The 16,116-nt window shown below is 62.6% G+C and carries 18 protein-coding genes and 1 tRNA gene; 11 read left to right on the plus strand and 8 right to left on the minus strand.

The genetic code is table 11. From position 1 onward, the window contains the following. The first annotated feature begins 34 nt into the window (after positions 1–34). From rph to D1Y85_RS01090, 4 genes are all read left to right on the plus strand, one after another. A complete protein-coding gene (rph, locus tag D1Y85_RS01075; RefSeq protein ID WP_124149174.1) occupies positions 35–775 on the plus strand; it encodes a ribonuclease PH in 741 nt (246 codons plus the stop codon). Beyond that, a complete protein-coding gene (rdgB, locus tag D1Y85_RS01080) occupies positions 768–1,400 on the plus strand; it encodes an RdgB/HAM1 family non-canonical purine NTP pyrophosphatase (RefSeq protein WP_124149175.1) in 633 nt (210 codons plus the stop codon). The genes rph and rdgB overlap by 8 nt, the downstream gene beginning before the upstream one ends. Then, positions 1,397–2,614, plus strand: a complete 1,218-nt coding sequence (gene hemW, locus D1Y85_RS01085; protein WP_124149176.1) for a radical SAM family heme chaperone HemW — start codon at positions 1,397–1,399, stop codon at positions 2,612–2,614. Before rdgB ends, hemW begins: the two co-directional genes overlap by 4 nt. A gap of 52 nt (positions 2,615–2,666) precedes the next feature. Next, positions 2,667–2,756: transfer RNA gene (locus D1Y85_RS01090), tRNA-Ser, on the plus strand. Positions 2,757–3,060: 304 nt separating this feature from the next. Here D1Y85_RS01090 and D1Y85_RS01095 read toward each other — a convergent pair. After that, on the minus strand, positions 3,061–3,504 hold the full coding sequence (locus D1Y85_RS01095) for a DUF3999 family protein (protein ID WP_342773440.1): 444 nt from the start codon (positions 3,502–3,504) through the stop codon (positions 3,061–3,063). A gap of 237 nt (positions 3,505–3,741) precedes the next feature. Between D1Y85_RS01095 and D1Y85_RS01100 the strand changes: the two genes are divergently transcribed. After that, entirely contained in the window at positions 3,742–5,337 is a 1,596-nt protein-coding gene (locus D1Y85_RS01100; RefSeq protein WP_124149178.1) for a DUF4139 domain-containing protein, read from the plus strand. A 197-nt stretch (positions 5,338–5,534) separates the two neighbouring features. Here D1Y85_RS01100 and D1Y85_RS01105 read toward each other — a convergent pair whose 3' ends face one another. Next, entirely contained in the window at positions 5,535–5,942 is a 408-nt protein-coding gene (locus D1Y85_RS01105; protein WP_124149179.1) for a hypothetical protein, read from the minus strand. Further along, positions 5,939–6,487, minus strand: coding sequence for a hypothetical protein (locus D1Y85_RS01110; protein ID WP_124149180.1), 549 nt, complete (start codon positions 6,485–6,487; stop codon positions 5,939–5,941). Before D1Y85_RS01110 ends, D1Y85_RS01105 begins: the two co-directional genes overlap by 4 nt. Before the next feature lie 794 nt (positions 6,488–7,281). Here D1Y85_RS01110 and D1Y85_RS01115 point away from each other — a divergent pair. The 5 genes from D1Y85_RS01115 to D1Y85_RS01135 all read left to right on the plus strand — a co-directional run bounded on the left by D1Y85_RS01115 (position 7,282) and on the right by D1Y85_RS01135 (position 11,316). After that, the gene (locus D1Y85_RS01115; RefSeq protein ID WP_124149181.1) at positions 7,282–8,229 is read left to right on the plus strand and encodes a DnaJ C-terminal domain-containing protein; all 948 of its coding nucleotides are present in this window, start codon (positions 7,282–7,284) and stop codon (positions 8,227–8,229) included. Between the two features lie 59 nt (positions 8,230–8,288). Continuing rightward, the gene (locus tag D1Y85_RS27390; RefSeq protein ID WP_246024728.1) at positions 8,289–8,624 is read left to right on the plus strand and encodes a hypothetical protein; all 336 of its coding nucleotides are present in this window, start codon (positions 8,289–8,291) and stop codon (positions 8,622–8,624) included. A gap of 124 nt (positions 8,625–8,748) precedes the next feature. Continuing rightward, on the plus strand, positions 8,749–9,261 hold the full coding sequence (locus D1Y85_RS01125) for an energy transducer TonB family protein (protein ID WP_124149182.1): 513 nt from the start codon (positions 8,749–8,751) through the stop codon (positions 9,259–9,261). Between the two features lie 389 nt (positions 9,262–9,650). Beyond that, entirely contained in the window at positions 9,651–10,967 is a 1,317-nt protein-coding gene (locus D1Y85_RS01130) for an MFS transporter (RefSeq protein WP_124149183.1), read from the plus strand. Between the two features lie 169 nt (positions 10,968–11,136). Beyond that, positions 11,137–11,316, plus strand: a complete 180-nt coding sequence (locus D1Y85_RS01135) for a hypothetical protein (protein WP_124149184.1) — start codon at positions 11,137–11,139, stop codon at positions 11,314–11,316. Between the two features lie 52 nt (positions 11,317–11,368). Here the strand turns inward: D1Y85_RS01135 and D1Y85_RS27870 are convergent, their stop codons facing one another. Next, positions 11,369–11,494: a hypothetical protein gene (locus D1Y85_RS27870; protein WP_267954833.1), complete on the minus strand. Its 126-nt coding sequence runs from the start codon at positions 11,492–11,494 to the stop codon at positions 11,369–11,371. Between the two features lie 303 nt (positions 11,495–11,797). After that, a complete protein-coding gene (gene waaC, locus D1Y85_RS01140) occupies positions 11,798–12,802 on the minus strand; it encodes a lipopolysaccharide heptosyltransferase I (RefSeq protein ID WP_124149185.1) in 1,005 nt (334 codons plus the stop codon). 205 nt (positions 12,803–13,007) lie between these two features. Between waaC and D1Y85_RS01145 the strand changes: the two genes are divergently transcribed. Further along, the gene (locus D1Y85_RS01145; RefSeq protein WP_124149186.1) at positions 13,008–14,426 is read left to right on the plus strand and encodes a chloride channel protein; all 1,419 of its coding nucleotides are present in this window, start codon (positions 13,008–13,010) and stop codon (positions 14,424–14,426) included. Here D1Y85_RS01145 and D1Y85_RS28045 read toward each other — a convergent pair. The 3 genes from D1Y85_RS28045 to minD all read right to left on the minus strand — a co-directional run bounded on the left by D1Y85_RS28045 (position 14,330) and on the right by minD (position 16,098). After that, complete coding sequence (locus D1Y85_RS28045; protein ID WP_124149187.1) at positions 14,330–14,710, minus strand: YXWGXW repeat-containing protein; 381 nt, start codon at positions 14,708–14,710, stop codon at positions 14,330–14,332. The genes D1Y85_RS01145 and D1Y85_RS28045 overlap by 97 nt on opposite strands. Before the next feature lie 303 nt (positions 14,711–15,013). Then, positions 15,014–15,268, minus strand: a complete 255-nt coding sequence (gene minE / locus D1Y85_RS01155; protein ID WP_124149188.1) for a cell division topological specificity factor MinE — start codon at positions 15,266–15,268, stop codon at positions 15,014–15,016. Positions 15,269–15,282: 14 nt separating this feature from the next. Then, on the minus strand, positions 15,283–16,098 hold the full coding sequence (gene minD, locus D1Y85_RS01160; RefSeq protein ID WP_124149189.1) for a septum site-determining protein MinD: 816 nt from the start codon (positions 16,096–16,098) through the stop codon (positions 15,283–15,285). Positions 16,099–16,116: the final 18 nt, after the last annotated feature.

Genomic DNA, 16,116 nt, shown 5'->3' on the forward strand with positions numbered 1-16,116 from the left:
CCCTGCCAACCGTGCCTGCGCGCACGTCTGAACGATGACCCAATCCCTCCAGCGCCCGAGCAGCCGCCCGGCCGACCAGCTTCGCGACGTCCGCATCACCCGCCACTATACGAAGTACGCCGAAGGTTCGGTGCTCGTCGAGTTCGGCGATACGAAGGTGCTGTGCACCGCGAGCGTCTCCGAAAGCGTGCCGCCGTTCCTGCGTGATAAGGGCCAGGGTTGGCTCACGGCCGAGTACGGCATGCTGCCGCGCGCCACGCACACGCGCAGCGACCGCGAAGCCGCGCGTGGCAAGCAGACCGGGCGCACCCAGGAAATCCAGCGCCTGATCGGCCGCGCACTGCGTGCGGTGTTCGACCTCGAAACGCTCGGCGCGCGCACGATCAACATCGACTGCGACGTGATCCAGGCCGACGGCGGCACGCGCACCGCCAGCATCACGGGCGCTTTCGTCGCGGCGCACGACGCCGTGTCGAAGCTGCTGGCGATGGGCCGCATCGAACGCTCGCCGATCACCGACTACGTCGCGGCGATCTCAGTCGGTGTGTACGAAGGCGTGCCGGTGCTCGATCTCGACTACGCCGAAGACTCGCAGTGCGACACCGACATGAACGTTGTGATGACGGGCTCGGGCGGCATGGTCGAAGTCCAGGGCACCGCGGAAGGCACACCGTTCTCGCGCGCCGAAATGGACGCGCTGCTCGACCTCGCGCAGAACGGCATTCGCGCGCTCGTCGAAAAGCAGAAGGCTGCGCTGGAGATCACGCATGTCTGACACGGCCGACATGGCTCGCGACGCGCTCGCGCGCGTCGTGCTCGCTTCGAACAATGCGGGCAAGCTGCGCGAGTTCGCGGCGCTCTTCGCAACGGCCGGCATCGAACTCCTGCCGCAGGGCCAGTTCAACGTGCCCGAGGCGGACGAGCCGCATCCGACCTTCGTCGAAAATGCGCTCGCGAAGGCGCGCCACGCGGCGAAGCTGACCGGCCTGCCGGCGCTCGCCGACGACTCCGGCCTGTGCGTGCGTGCGCTGCGCGGCGCGCCGGGCGTCTATTCGGCGCGCTACGCGCAGCTCGCGGGCGGCGAAAAGAGCGACGCGGCGAACAACGCGCGGCTCATCGACATGCTTAAAGAACATACGGACCGCCGCGCGTACTACTACTGCGTCCTCGCGCTCGTGCGCCACCCCGACGATCCCGAGCCGCTCATCGCCGAGGGACGCTGGCAAGGCGTCGTGCTCGACGCGCCACGCGGCGCGAACGGTTTCGGCTATGACCCCTACTTCTACCTTCCGGACCTGAAGGCGAGCGCCGCCGAACTCGATCCGGCGGTGAAGAACGCATCGAGCCATCGAGCGATCGCGCTTGCGCACCTGCTCGCGCGGCTCAAGGAGGACGCGTGAGCGACGCGCATCAAACCGGTAATCGCGTGATCCAGGCGTTCTCGATGCCGGGCAGCATCCGCCTGACCTCGCTGCCTCCGCTCGCCCTCTACGTGCATTTCCCGTGGTGCGTGCGCAAGTGCCCGTACTGCGACTTCAACTCGCATGAGTGGAAAGGCGAGCGCTTTCCCGAAAACGACTACCTCGATGCACTGCGTGCCGACCTCGAACAGGCACTGCCGCTCGTCTGGGGCCGCCAGGTGCATACGGTCTTCATCGGCGGAGGGACGCCGAGCCTGCTGTCCGCAGCCGGACTCGACCGGCTGCTCTCGGACGTGCGTGCACTACTGCCGCTCGACGCCGACGCCGAAATCACGCTCGAGGCCAACCCAGGCACATTCGAAGCAGCGAAGTTCGCGCAGTTTCGCGCGAGCGGCGTGAACCGGCTGTCGGTGGGCATCCAGAGCTTTAACGAGGGACACCTCAAGGCGCTCGGACGGATTCACGATGCGGCGCAAGCACGCGATGCCGTCGAAGTGGCGGCCAAGCACTTCGACAACTTCAATCTCGACCTGATGTTCGCGCTGCCGCAGCAGACGCTCGCCGAATGCCGCGCCGACATCGAGACCGCTCTGTCGTTCGCGCCGCCGCATCTGTCGCTCTATCACTTGACGCTCGAGCCGAACACGCTGTTTGCGAAGTTCCCGCCACCGCTACCCGACGACGACCAGTCCGCCGACATGCAGGACTGGATCCACGCGCGCACGGCCGAAGCGGGTTATCAACACTACGAGGTTTCCGCCTACGCGAAGCCGGATCGGCAGAGCCGCCACAACCTCAACTACTGGCGTTTCGGTGACTACCTCGGCATTGGCGCGGGCGCGCACACGAAGCTGTCGTTCCCGAACCGAATCGTGCGTCAGGCGCGTTACAAGCATCCGGCGACGTTCATCGAACAGGCGCGCGCGGGCTCGCCGGTGCAGGAAGAGCGCGAGGTCGGTCCGCGCGACCTGCCGTTCGAGTTCATGCTGAACACGCTGCGGCTCGTCGAAGGTTTTCCGGTGCATAGCTTCATTGAACGCACGGGGCTGTCCATGACGTCGATCGAACCGGCACTTCAGGAGGCCGAGAGGCGCGGGCTCATCACGCGCGACTTCGAGAACATCGCGCCGACTGAACTCGGCCAGCGTTTCCTGAACGATCTGCAGGGGCTGTTTCTCAAAGACACGGAGTGAGTCAAGCGACTATGCCGGCGATGAGCCCTTTTGGGTTACAATGCGCGGCTCCGGAGGTGTGGCAGAGTGGTTGAATGCACCGGTCTTGAAAACCGGCGAAGGGGTAACCCTTCCGTGAGTTCGAATCTCACCGCCTCCGCCAGATAACGTCGACCAAACCCTGCAAGCTCAATGGCTTGCGGGGTTTTTGTTTTTCCCGCCCAGTAATAGCCCGTCATCGAGCGAACAGTCGATACCGCCCAAGGCCGTTGCTGCCCTCTAGATTCAGTTTATGTTGGCCGTGCGAGGCGGGGGGCAACGATGGACGACATGGTCTCGTGCACCCAAGCCCATTGCATGACTGCGTGCATACGCTCGAAGTTTCGGCTCGCGGTTCCGGCCGTTTTCAGGCAGACCAGCCGCAGTACGTTAGCGCAGATCCTGACGCGCATGAAACCCCCATCCTGTTACCGCTCATCCTCTCCTCCCCGCACAATCTCACCGCGCGCCAGCCGGACCTCCATCGCATTCAATGCCTCGACGGCAATCACCAGCGCCCCCCACAATACGTACCGCCGCAAGGCATCCGAATCCGCCGACACGCGTTCGACGACGGGCGCCACATTCGACTGGTCCGTCTGCATCGCACCAACGCGAGCGGTCATGATCGTCGCCGTTGCGCCGACGACCAGCACATCGCGCTCGGTCGCCGCTGAGGGCATAACCGCGTTGCCACACGCCACGAAGGTCAGTTGAGCGGGATGCCATCCCACCTCGACTGCCGGCGTGCCGCTGCCGAGACCTCCGCCGCGCGTATCGACCACGATGCGCCACTGGCGATCCGTGTTGGCGTCAAACGACGAGTCTGCCAACGCCTCGCTGACACATCGGCGGGGAACGGGTCTGCTCATTGGCATACGTGAATGGGAACCACGTCGATTTGCGCAGTTGCGGCGCGACGCCGGCAAGTAGCAATTAACCACGGCACATTTCCGACGAAATTGAGATCACGCGGTCGGTGACGCTAGTCAACGATAACGAACGAGAAGATCCCACACGGCGCAGTGTCATTCAATCGCACTGCTAAAGTGCGACCTTCGCTCGCGCCTTGTAGGGCGTCTACATGATCTTCCCGACGGAACGCGCCAATGTTATCCAAAAAATCCGCAATACTTCGACGCTCCCCTATCGCCATTGCGGTGATGCTTGCAGGCGTTTTCGCGGGCTCAAGCGCCAATGCGGCCCTTTCGGCGATATCGGGTATCACGCTCTATCCCGGCGGCGCAACGGTCGAGCGCGAGGTCCAGCTGTCACCCGGAAGTTCGCGCCTCGAAGTGACCTGCCTGCCTGCTTCGTTCGACCCGCAGAGTCTGCGCCTCGTCGCGCCGCCAGATGTTCAGCTTGGTGACTATCGCATCGAGGACGTGGCCGACACCGACGGGCAGTTGAATGGCCTTTGTCCGACGACGGCCACCGACAAGCGCATCCGGACATTGCAGGCACAGCTGGCAGAGTTGAAAGCGCGCACACAGGCAGTCGAACTCTCGGCTGCCTATCTCAAGAGCGTGAGCGAACAGAACGCTGGCACGAGCGGCAAGTCGTCGATGCTCTCTGTGTCTCGTGCACTCGAGGAAAGCGGTTATGCCGTGTTCGCGCAGCGCGACGAGATCAGGCAGCAACAGGAAGAGACACAGATGCGGCTCGACGCGCTTCGCGGCGACGCTGGCGATCCCGTTCCCAAGCGCACGATCCGCATCGCGCTCGACGCACCGCGGGGCGGACGGCTGACTATCGCCTATGACACGCAGCGCGCAGGATGGATTCCGGCTTATCAGGCCGATCTCGACTCGTCGAGCGGACAGGTCACACTGGAACGCCGCGCACTGGTCGCGCAAGCGACCGGAGAAGACTGGCAGGGAGTCAAGCTGCAACTCTCGACGTCCACGCCCGTTCGAAACACACGCATCCTTCAGCCTGACACATGGCGCCTCGCGCTTGAAGAGCCGCGCCCGAACGGCTACGCTCCGGCGCCGCCACCGCCGGCCATGGCCGCTCAAATGGTGCCAGTGCCACGCCGCGCGGACACGGATACGCCGCTATTCGCACCGACTCGAATCGAAGGCACGTTCCTCACGAAATTCGAAATCCCCGGCAACATCGACGTTCCGTCCGATGCACAGAAGGTAGGCTTCACGCTGTCCCACGAATCGTTGCCCGCGAAGGTGATCGCCCGCGTGATACCCGCGCAGTCGACGCGTGCGTGGCTCGTCGCAATGGCGAACCGGCCGGACGGCGACTGGCCGGACGGCGATGTTCAGTTGCGCCGCGACGGCGCGCAGGTGGGTCAAACGAGCTGGTCGGAAGTCATCCTTGACGACCAACTTGCGCTGCCATTCGGCCCCGACGAACAGGTGTTCGCAAGCAAGGCCGATGGCCCTGATACGACTGGCACCGTTAAAACGTCAAACGGCGACGCGTCGAAAACGCTCAGCGCACGATACACGGTCAAGAACGGGCATCGCAAACCGATCAACGTGGAGATTGTCGAATCGGCGCCAGTGAGCGACTCCGCCGACATCAAGGTCACGTCCACCTTCACGCCCAAACCGGACGAAGCGGCGTGGCAGGGCCACCAGGGCATAGTCGCATGGAAGCGCACGCTTGATGGCGGTGAAGAAGTCAGTGTCGGCGCGAGCTACACCGTGCAGTATCCGGGCAAGCGCAGGGTCATCGGTCTACGGTAGTCGCCGAGGAATGCCCCGCACCTGGTGATGACACTGGGTCGGCATTCAGGATGCGGGGACGCTGCGCGCTGGAGACGGCTTCCTCGATGTCCGACGCGTAGGCGGCTATGGAGTGTCAATGAATGGGGCTGGCTTTTGAGCGACGAGAGGAAGCTCGCCAGATCCGGCCCCATGCGATTCACGACACCGTTTGCGCATTAGCGCCGCCGCACGAGCCACATTCCCGCGAACGCCGTCACTGCTATCGCAACCAAACCCGGCCCTGCCTGAAACATTGACAGGGATAAGTCTAAGGCCGCCTGAGTCAGGAAGATATGAACCATCGCCGGCGAAAGCAGGATCGATACCCAGGTGAGCACCGCGAATGCAGCAACTGCGGTCACAGTGATCAATACAACGCCCACGCGCCGGGCTCGCGGACGGAACGTGCCAACAAACGCACCCGCGACAAGCAGTACGACTGAAAACACGAACACCGCACCTATCACTGCGTACAACATTGCCGGATGGCCAAAATCAATGAAAGCCGCCATCTGTGCAGTGGTCAGGCATAAGCCCGCAAGCACGAACAGCACGATCGCGACTACGTTGCGTACCGTGCTCATGCACTCGGACCGTGAAAATATTCAGTCGCGGGTCGACGATACAGCACGTAGCCGATCAACGCGGCGAGCAGGATGCCAGGCACAACCATGACGTACATCCCCGGTTGCCAGTTAATCAGCGAAGCGACGATTCCGAGCACTAAAAGCACCACATAGGCGGTCCGTGCCCACGCGCGCCGCTTGAGGATCGCAATTCCCAGCACGAAATAAACGGCGTTGACGACAATCCCAATAGCGATTGTCGCCCGCGCAGGTAACCGGGTGATACCGCTGGACAGAATCTCCATGGATGCTGAATCGTTTAGCGCGTGCAACGCGTTGAGCACTGACAGCAGACTCATGACGATGGACAACCATGCGATGATGGTCAGTGAGATTGGTCTATTTTTCATTTCAAGAGATATCCGGGTATGCAAGATATTGTGAAGCAGCTCTAACTGGCGCTTCCGGCGGACTTTAGCGAGGGGCGACGAGTCACCATGAAGAGCCACCCTACCGACAATGTCGGGCAAGATCGGTGGCACGCCGCACAACAGCATCTTCATCCGCAATTTCAATCATGCCTGACCTGCCGGGCGACCCGTCCTGAAAATCCCGGAATCGAAATCGGATATCTCTGGTTAATATTGCTGCACTAAACGTAGAAATCGAGCGATCCAGCTGCAAACTTTGATTTGTCAGAATAACAAATCATTTTGCGAATCTTAGCCGCCTCTATTTTTTCATCAACGATTCTTGTCTGTACGGCCACTTCTGATTCACGACACAAGCGCTCGCTTGCCAATGCAGCGCCATCGGCCAGAATCGGAACCGCTACAACGCCGACAACCCTCCTCACACGCCGCCTGATATCAAACCAACGAAGGCGGGAGTCAAAAAAATATATCTAGCCCGGCTTATCGTCACTATCGGCACGTCGCAACCAGACTTTAGAGGCTATGCAACCTTATTCGGACGATGTTGACTTCGTCGACCTGGCGACGGCGTGAATGCGTCTGTTGCGGTTGACGCGAACACGCCGCCAAACCAATATCGACACGGAATTCGTTGCCAGATCGCACAGGTAACGTGACGCCAGGACCGCACGCATTGCTCCGAAACGAAAATCAATGCGCATGCTTTCCCGCAGTTAATTCGGGAAATTGATGTGCCAGAACAAGGCTATTCCGTCGAAGGGGATGTGCCGGCAAATGCCATACTGCGTATCGTGAGAAAATCGCGGCGCTTCGAAATCGGCATTGACATCACGCGGGATTCCGCAACCCCGACATCACGCAGACAAGGCCGGAACACGGGAAGCGCCGCTGTCCGACCCGAAAGATAACAACCAGGAAAACGCTTGAGCTTCGACGAATACTACAGGCGACTGAAACTGCCGGAGACTGCATCATCGGCGGAAGTCAAACGCGCGTACCGGCGACTGCGAGCGAAGTACCACCCCGACCGCAACAAGGGGCGCGAAGCAGCAGTCGAGCCGGTGTTCAAGCTCATTCAGGAAGCGTTCGAGATCCTCACCGGCAAGCGCGACGCGTCATCGGCAAGCCCGGCGCCCGGACCGGACAGGAATCGCGGCGATTCGTCCTCCCCGCGCGAAACGCGCAGATCGCCACCGATGCGTGGCTCGAACTGTCTGGTCGAACTCTTCGTGCCGCTCGAAGTCGCCATCGATGGCGGCGGTGTCGAAGCGAGCTACCCGGTGAAGGGACCGTGTCATCCGTGCGAGAGAGACAAAGGTGGCTTGCAGTGCGCGCGGTGTCTCGGCACGGGCATCAGAACCTGGCGCAAGTCTGAAATCGTGCCGATTCCGCGGGGCGCGTGGGACGGCCAGCGTCTTGTGGTCGAAGGCGGCGGTCATCCCGGGGTAAACGGCGGCCCATCGGGCGACGCGATTTTCTCGGTCGCCATCGTCTGCGGCTCGGGCTTCAGTCGAAACGGACTCGATCTCACCTCCGAGATCGAGGTCGACTTCGTGACTGCCACGCTTGGCGGTAGCGTCGAAGTCAAAATTCTGCGCCGCATGCAGGAACTGACGATCCCTCCGAACGCGCATTCGGGAACCGCAATCCGTTTGCCCGGGCTTGGGCTTGCAGATCGTCACGGCTCGCGCGGCGACCTGACGCTTCAGCTGGTGCTCACGATACCGGCCGCCGCTGCGCATCTGACCGACACCGAGCGGCAACAACTGCGCGAAATGTTCGCTGATGCACAGCGTCGAGCGATGGAGGCAACGCCTGCGCACCTGCAAGACAATTTCCGGCCACGAACCTTTCGCGTCGGCCGGCAATAACCGGTGGAACGCCGGGCAGACACCCGGCAGCCGGCGTCATACCCACGCACGAGCTGACGGTGGACCAGTCAGGAGCGCGAACGCATCAATCCGGCAAAGCGGCTAGTCGCCAAAACCAGGATGTAGGTACAAACCCTGATATTGCGATAGAATCTCCCCCGTTCAGGGGAATCGTCACCATGCCGCACCGTTACCAGCTTCTTGAAAAATTTGCGTTTTCGCTCGTAGTTCTGTCTGCCGTCACGTGTAGCAGCTACATTGCCTGGGAAAGCTCGCCCGACCTTCGCCTGGATTTTCAGCAAGGCAAGGAACTGATCCTGAAGAGCGGCGAGTTCACGTACGACGCCTGCGCGACCGCTTCAGGCGATTCCTGCTCACAATTCGCCCTCGAGTAAGCCTGCCAGCTTCCTCGCGTCTTCCGCGCCGCCGGTTCTTCGCTCGGCGCGGGGCACTGCGGATTGCATCCCTCAGCGTTTCGACTAAGCTCGAATCAGTTCTCGCCTACGAGCCTGGTCGCCGATGCTGCCTAGCGTCTGTCCGCCCCGCGGCCCCGCCGCATCGAGCGCCCTTGCGCTGAGGCGCCTCGGGCCCGCTTTGCTCCTGCTAATCGCTAACGCCTGCACGATCACGCCGCAGCCTCGTCCGGTCGTCGCTGTTCCCCCCGCGGCCATCAACAGCTATACGCTCGACCAGTATCGCGAAGCGGTCGCGCGGCGCATCCTCGAACGCAATCCTTCCTATGTCCTGCACGGGACGCCGCAGCCAATGCTGCGCTCGCTCGTCGTCGTGTCGTTTGTGGTCGACCGCGACGGCCGGGTCGTGAAATCGTCCGTCTATCGCTCCAACGGCGACAACGATGCCGAAGCCACCGCGCTCTCAACGCTGCGCCGCGCCGCGCCGCTGCCTGCACCGCCCGCGCGGCTCGTCAACTCGCTCGGGCAGCTTGAACTGTTCGAGGATTGGCTCTTCAACGACGACGGCAAGTTCCAGTTGCGCACGCTAGCATCTCCGCAGGCACAGAATTTCGACTGAGCCGCGGCTGACGTGCCAGACAATCCGCGTCGCCCCGCCCGTGCGACATCTTGCTGCATGCGCAGCACGGTCGTTATAATTTTTCGATACCCCCTGGCCGGCGCTGCCCGGCTTCGTTCGTCGACGCGCGCCACCCGCCTCGCCTCGACGGGCATCGGCTGCGCACGCGTCCATCCTGGCGCCGGTGAGCCGTTCTGATCGCGAGCGCATAGCCCGGCTCGCGTGCTACATGCTGACGAATCGTTGCAGATCACCGGTAACGATCGGCCAATGACCGGCGACGTGTGCCGGGACGTCCAGTCCCAGGCCGCCGGCCAGACGCGTCATAGAAAGAACCGTGCGCCGCGCCATGGCGACGTCGCGCGTCACAACGACTGGAGACCCCTACGATGTCCACCTCACCGATTTCGCCCGTGCGCGCCGACCAATCGGACGCATCGCGACAGCAAAGCACCTCGCGAGTCATTTTCGCGAGCTTTATCGGCACGGCGATCGAGTTCTACGATTTTTATGTGTACGCAACGGCCGCCGCACTCGTGATCGGGCCGGTGTTTTTCCCGCGCGGTTCGGCGACGGCACAGGCGCTGGCAGCGTTCGTCACATTCGGCATCGCATTCATTGCGCGGCCGATCGGCTCGTTCGTGTTCGGCCATTTCGGCGACCGCATTGGCCGCAAGTCGACACTCGTCGCCTCGTTGCTCGTCATGGGCCTCTCCACGACGTTGATCGGCTTCGTGCCCGGCTACGACGCGATCGGCAGCGTTGCACCTGTCCTGCTGTGCATTCTGCGTTTCGGACAGGGCATCGGTCTCGGCGGCGAATGGGGCGGCGCAGCGCTGCTCGCCACCGAATACGCGCCGCAAGGCAAGCGCGGCTGGTTCGGCATGTTTCCGCAACTTGGCCCGTCGGTGGGCTTTCTAGCCTCGAACGGCCTCTTCTTCGGACTCGCCTCGACGCTCTCGGATCAGCAGTTCCGCGACTGGGGCTGGCGCGTTCCGTTCATCGTCTCGGCGGTGCTTGTCGCGATCGGCCTCTACGTGCGCCTGAAGATTGCCGAAACCCCGGCGTTCAAGGCCGCCGTTGAACGCGAAGAGCGCGTGCGCGTCCCGGTCGCCACGCTGCTCTCGCAGCACTGGTGGCCGACGCTGCAAGGCGCGCTGGCGATGGTCGTCTGCTACACGCTCTTCTACAACGCGACGGTGTTCTCGCTCTCGCATGGCGTAACGGCGCTGCACATCCCGCGTCCGAGTTTCCTCGGCATGCTCTGCATCGCGGTCGTGTTCATGGGCCTCGCGACGCCGCTCTCCGCGTGGGCGAGCGACCGCTTCGGCCGCAAGCCGGTGCTGATCGTCGGCTGTATCGCCGCGATCCTCTCGGGCTTCACGATGGAACCGCTGCTCGGCAGCGGCGCACTGCCGCTCGTGCTGCTGTTCCTCGTGATCCAGCTGTTCCTGATGGGCGCCACGTTCGCGCCGATGGGGGCGCTGTTGCCCGAACTCTTCCCGACCAGCGTGCGCTACGCCGGCGCCGGCGTCGCGTATAACCTGGGCGGCATTCTCGGTGCTTCGGTGGCGCCGTATATCGCCCAGGTGCTCGCCGCGCGCGGCGGGCTCTCGTGGGTTGGCGCTTACGTTTCCATTGCGGCTGCTGTGAGCCTGTTCGGCGTCCTGACCATGCGTGAAACGCGACACAACTCGCTGATGTAAAACAAAACGCCCTCATAAGCGCAAAAGCGGAGCCCGTCAGACGGGCTCCGCTTTTTTGTCCGCGCTATTTTGTCCGTTTTGACCTTGCCCGGTGCGTGGCTATACTCGGATCAACAGGTCAGTCATTCCAGTTAGCCAACCCTGCTCTACCCGCGCCTGGGAGCCGATGATGAACATTCATCTGAGCAACGCCGACATTGTCCTGATGATCGCGCTCGCATTGGGCATTTCGCTCGTACTGGCTTTCCGGTTGCGCACCGCGAGTTGGCGTGCCGTGATAGTCGAGGCGATTGCGGCGAACGCCGCGGCAATCGCCGCCGTCGTCGCGATAGAAATGCTGCTCGCCTGAGCGGCATCCCCATCGCGGCGCTCACACCGCCTTCGCCCTCCCGAACCACCAATCAATAGTAGCCACGATCGTGATGGTAGCCACCACCGTAGTAGCCTCCCGGCGGCAATACGATGCACCCGCTCAGCGACGCTGCGAGCAATGCACCTGCAATGAGGGTAAGCGTCAGTCGTTTCACTTCATTCTCCCGTCGAGTCAATGTCTGTAGTCCGGCCGTTCATTAATGGCCTCTGGACAGTTTCGATTGAACACGACGGTGCGCTCGCCAGGCGTTGCAATTTGTAAGTGGCCGTGTGGAACGTGTTACAGGCGAAGCGGCGCGTCCCGCCACAGTGCCCCGCGCGGCAGATTCACCAATCCGCGGCGACACTTTTAACAAATCAGTAAACGGAAATTTACGCGCGAGGCAGCACGGCAAGACGTGCCGCGGCGCACTGTGGCCTCGCGCACCCGCCCGAGGCCACGTCAGACTACGAGGTGCTCAGGCCGCCGAGGCAATGGAGCCGTCGGCCGAAGCGCTGCTACGCGGCGGATAGACTGCATCGATCGCGTCGATCGCGACCTTCACGGGCGGCACGTGATGACCGTCGCCGATGGAAACCGAACGGCCCGGCGCACGCACGCCGAGATGCTCCGCCGATGTCGCGACGAAGATCATGACGGTCGGCTTGAGCAGCGCGTGGGCGAGGTGGACGAAGCCCGTATCGGTGCCGACGACGAGCGCCACGTCCTCGATACGTTGCGCCACCTGCTTGACGGAGAGGCGCGGCAGAACGACGGCGCCGGGCACGAGGTCGGCAATCTCGAGCGCCGTTGCGCGCTCGGCATCCGAGCCCCACGGCAGTTCGATGCGCAAGCCGCGCGCTTGCAGTTCGCGGCAAACCTCGCCCCAGTGCGCGACGGGCCACTTCTTTTCTTCCTTCGACGTCGCGTGGAAGATCATCGCGGTGGGGCTGTCGGGCGCGGGCAGCGCATCGCCGTCACGCGGAATGCGCATGTTGAAGTCGGGCGGCGTATCGACGGTGTAGCCGAGCGCCTCACCCGCGCTGATCCGCATGCCGAGCCACGCATCGCACTTCGGACGCGGCCCGAAGCGGCCGTTGTATGCGAACGCCGCGCCGCGCTCGCCGAGGTCCTTCGCGAGATAGCCATAACACCGCTTCGAACGCGCGAGCCACGCGATGATGGCGCTCTTGTAAACACCGTGGATATCGATGATGGCGTCGTAGCGCTCGGCGCGCAGTTCACCGATGGAGGCTGCAATCGCCTTCAGATCGCTCCAGCGGCGCGACTTCTTGAAGCTGCGCAAGGGCGCATATAGCACGCGGTCGACGCCCGCGTTCCAGCGCACGATATCGGCGAACAACTCGTCCGACGCCCAGTCGACTTTCACGCCCGGAAAAACGCGCTTAATGTCGGCTACTACCGGCAACGCCTCCACGATGTCGCCGAGCGAGGTCACCTTGATAATCAGAATTCGTTTCATTGTCCTGCCGGCCGGGCCTCCATGCTTTGACCGAGATTCTATCGGAATCGCCGCCGCTCAAGGACGTCATCCGATACGCTGGCGCCGCGGAATCGATCCCTGATTTACCGCCGATGCTCCCGCGCTCGTGGAATGCGTGCCCTCCACGAAACGCCAAAAGGCGGCCCACCGATATAATTTTGCATCCGCTCCTCCGAAAAAGCTCATGCTCCCGGTTAGCCCAGACCTCTCCTCGACTATCGCGCGACGCGCGCGGCGCCTGTGGCGGCAGTACGGAGTCCTGTGGCTCGGCGCCGTCGCCGTGGGTCTCGTAGCGGTGTTTTACGCACGGCTGATCGACTGGGGTTACGACGCATTTCTACACGCGCGGCAACAGCATGCGTGGCTGCCGCTCATCGTGACGCCGGCCGTCGCGGCCGCTTCGGTCTGGCTCACGCGCACGTTCTTTCGCGGTGCCGAAGGCAGCGGCATTCCGCAGGTCATTGCCACATTGCACGCAAAGCCGGGCGAATCAGGCGCGAGGCTCCTCACGCTGCCCATTCTCGCGGGCAAAATCGCGGTGTCATTTCTCGCCATACTCGGTGGCTTCACCATTGGCCGCGAAGGCCCGACCGTGCAGGTTGGCGCGGCGCTCATGTTCAACATGCGCCGGTTCTATCCGCGCACGAACGTGCATATCGAACGCAAGCTCATACTCGCCGGCGCAGCCGCAGGGCTTTCCGCCGCGTTCAATACGCCGTTGGCCGGCATCGTGTTCGCCATCGAGGAACTCACGCGCAGCTTCGAGGCCCGTGCGAGCGGCGTCGTCATCACGACGATCATCATCGCGGGCGTAATCGCGCTTGGGCTGAACGGCAACTACACGTATTTCGGCACGATCGTGATCGGCGCTCACTTTCCGGATCTGCTCGCCGTAGCGGTCGTGTTGACCGCCGTCGTGACCGGCGTCGCGGGCGGTGTTTTCAGCTGGCTGCTCCTTAACACGACGCGCTGGATTCCGGCGCCGCTGCAAAAACTGCACCGCGAGCGGCCAATCGCATTCGCGACGCTTTGCGGATTCGTCATCGCCGTGATCGGCGTCGCCTCGGGCGGCACGACGTTCGGTAGCGGCTACTCCGAAGCACGCAGGCTTCTCGACGGACACGAACAGCTTTCGATGGCTTATCCGTTCCTGAAAATGGCGTCGCTGGTGGGCTCTTATCTTCCCGGAATTCCGGGCGGCATTTTCGCGCCGTCGCTGTCGATCGGCGCGGGCTTTGGCAACCTGCTGCACATGGTGTTCGGCAGCATGCACCTGCAGATGCTGATCGCGCTAGCGATGGTTGGCTATCTCGCGGCGGTCACGCAATCGCCGATCACATCGTTCGTGATCGTGATGGAGATGATCGACGGCCACGCACTCGTGATCTCGCTGATGGCGACGGCGCTGATCGCGAGCCGCGTCGCTCACCTCTTCACACCGCCGCTCTACGAAACGCTGTCACTGCGCTACAGGGCTCAACCGCAGTCTGCGTCCGAAACTCCGTCTCAGCCCTTGCGGGCGACCGCCGTGCCCGACATGCCGGAGCCGCTCAGGCACAACGAGCCGGAAAGCCCGCAGGCGAACGAAGCCCCCAAAGGCTGACGCTTTCCCGAAACCTGCTGGCTATCCGGCCGATGCCAACTGGGGCCGCGCGCGGTCCGGGAGCCAACGACCAGGCAACGAACTTCGACTCCGCGCTGCCAGCGGCCCGCAACCCACACATAATGGCCGTGGGCCAACTTCCAGTAACCTCTAGCCGGGATAAAGCCGCCGTGTCGCGCCCGCCTGGCGGGTGGCGCGGCCGGTTTGACGTCGACAGGGTCAGCAAAGACCGGCGAACCGATTGCGGGAGTGCAGGCGGGCACGAACACAGTGGTGGTGAGCATCGGGTTCACTCCGTTGTTTGTGTTGACTTCACGTTACGGTTTCCGCGCTGGATGGGGTGCTACGCGGTCATTGCGCAAACGTCGGGCATTCCATGGCAAGCGGCGAAGTGAAACCCGATGCTTTACCTGAGCGTGCAAAGTCGAACCAGCTCGAAAAGCGTCTGGAGCAAGGGGAATACAGCGGGGATAAAGCAGGATGGAGGCGCGTGCGCAAAAACCACGCACGCCCACGGAAACGGTCACGACAGCGCAGCCGCGGCAAACCGCAGTGGCAAACAGCGGCGGCCGCGTGCGGCTACACCATCAGGCTTGCGGAATCTCGATCTTGACCTCGAGCACTTCGAGATCGTCCTGACGTTCGAGACTGACGCGGATATCGTCGTCGGAGATCTTGACGTACTTTGAGATCACCGCGACCAGTTCACGTTGCAGCGCCGGCAGATAATCGGCAGGCGGATGACCGCCTGCCCGCTCGTGAGCAATGATGAGCTGCAGGCGTTCTTTCGCTACCGAGGCGGATTTCTTCTTCTCGCCGAGAAAAAACGTAAGAAACGACATGGGTTGCGCCTCCGTTACTTGGTGCCGAAGAGGCGCTGAAAGAGGCCCGGCTTCTGGTAGTCGGTGAATCGAAGCGACTTGTCTTCGCCGAGAAAGCGCGAGACCACGTCTTTATACGACTCAGCGACATCGGTGCCGTCAAGGTGCACGGCCGGCAAGCCCTGGTTCGACGCGTGCAGCACGGCTTCCGATTCCGGAATCACGCCGATCAGTTCGATGCGCAGAATCTCCTGAATATCGGAAAGCGAGAGCATCTCACCTTCGCTCACGCGCTTCGGGTTGTAACGCGTGATAAGCAGATGCTCCTTGATCGGATCCTTGCCCTCGATCGCGCGCTTTGTCTTCGACGAAAGCATGCCGAGAATGCGGTCCGAGTCGCGTACCGACGAGACTTCCGGGTTCGTCACGACGAGCGCTTCGTCGGCGAAGTGCATCGCTAGCAGTGCGCCCGATTCGATGCCCGCCGGCGAATCGCAGATGATGTAGTCGAAGTCCATCGCAACGAGATCGTTGATGACCTTTTCGACGCCTTCCTTCGTGAGCGCGTCCTTGTCGCGCGTCTGCGAGGCCGGCAGGATGAAGAGGTTCTCGCACTTCTTGTCCTTGATGAGCGCCTGATTCAGATTCGCTTCACCCTGGATCACATTGATGAGGTCGTACACGACGCGGCGCTCGCAACCCATGATGAGGTCGAGATTGCGCAGGCCCACGTCGAAGTCGATGACAGCGGTCTTGTGCCCGCGCAACGCGAGGCCCGATGCGAAACTCGCGCTCGTGGTCGTCTTGCCCACGCCACCCTTGCCCGAAGTCACCACAATGATTTTTGCCATTCCCTTACCTTGCGTTCG

Origin of the sequence: Paraburkholderia dinghuensis (assembly GCF_003837865.1) — a bacterium.
Taxonomy (GTDB): domain Bacteria; phylum Pseudomonadota; class Gammaproteobacteria; order Burkholderiales; family Burkholderiaceae; genus Paraburkholderia; species Paraburkholderia dinghuensis.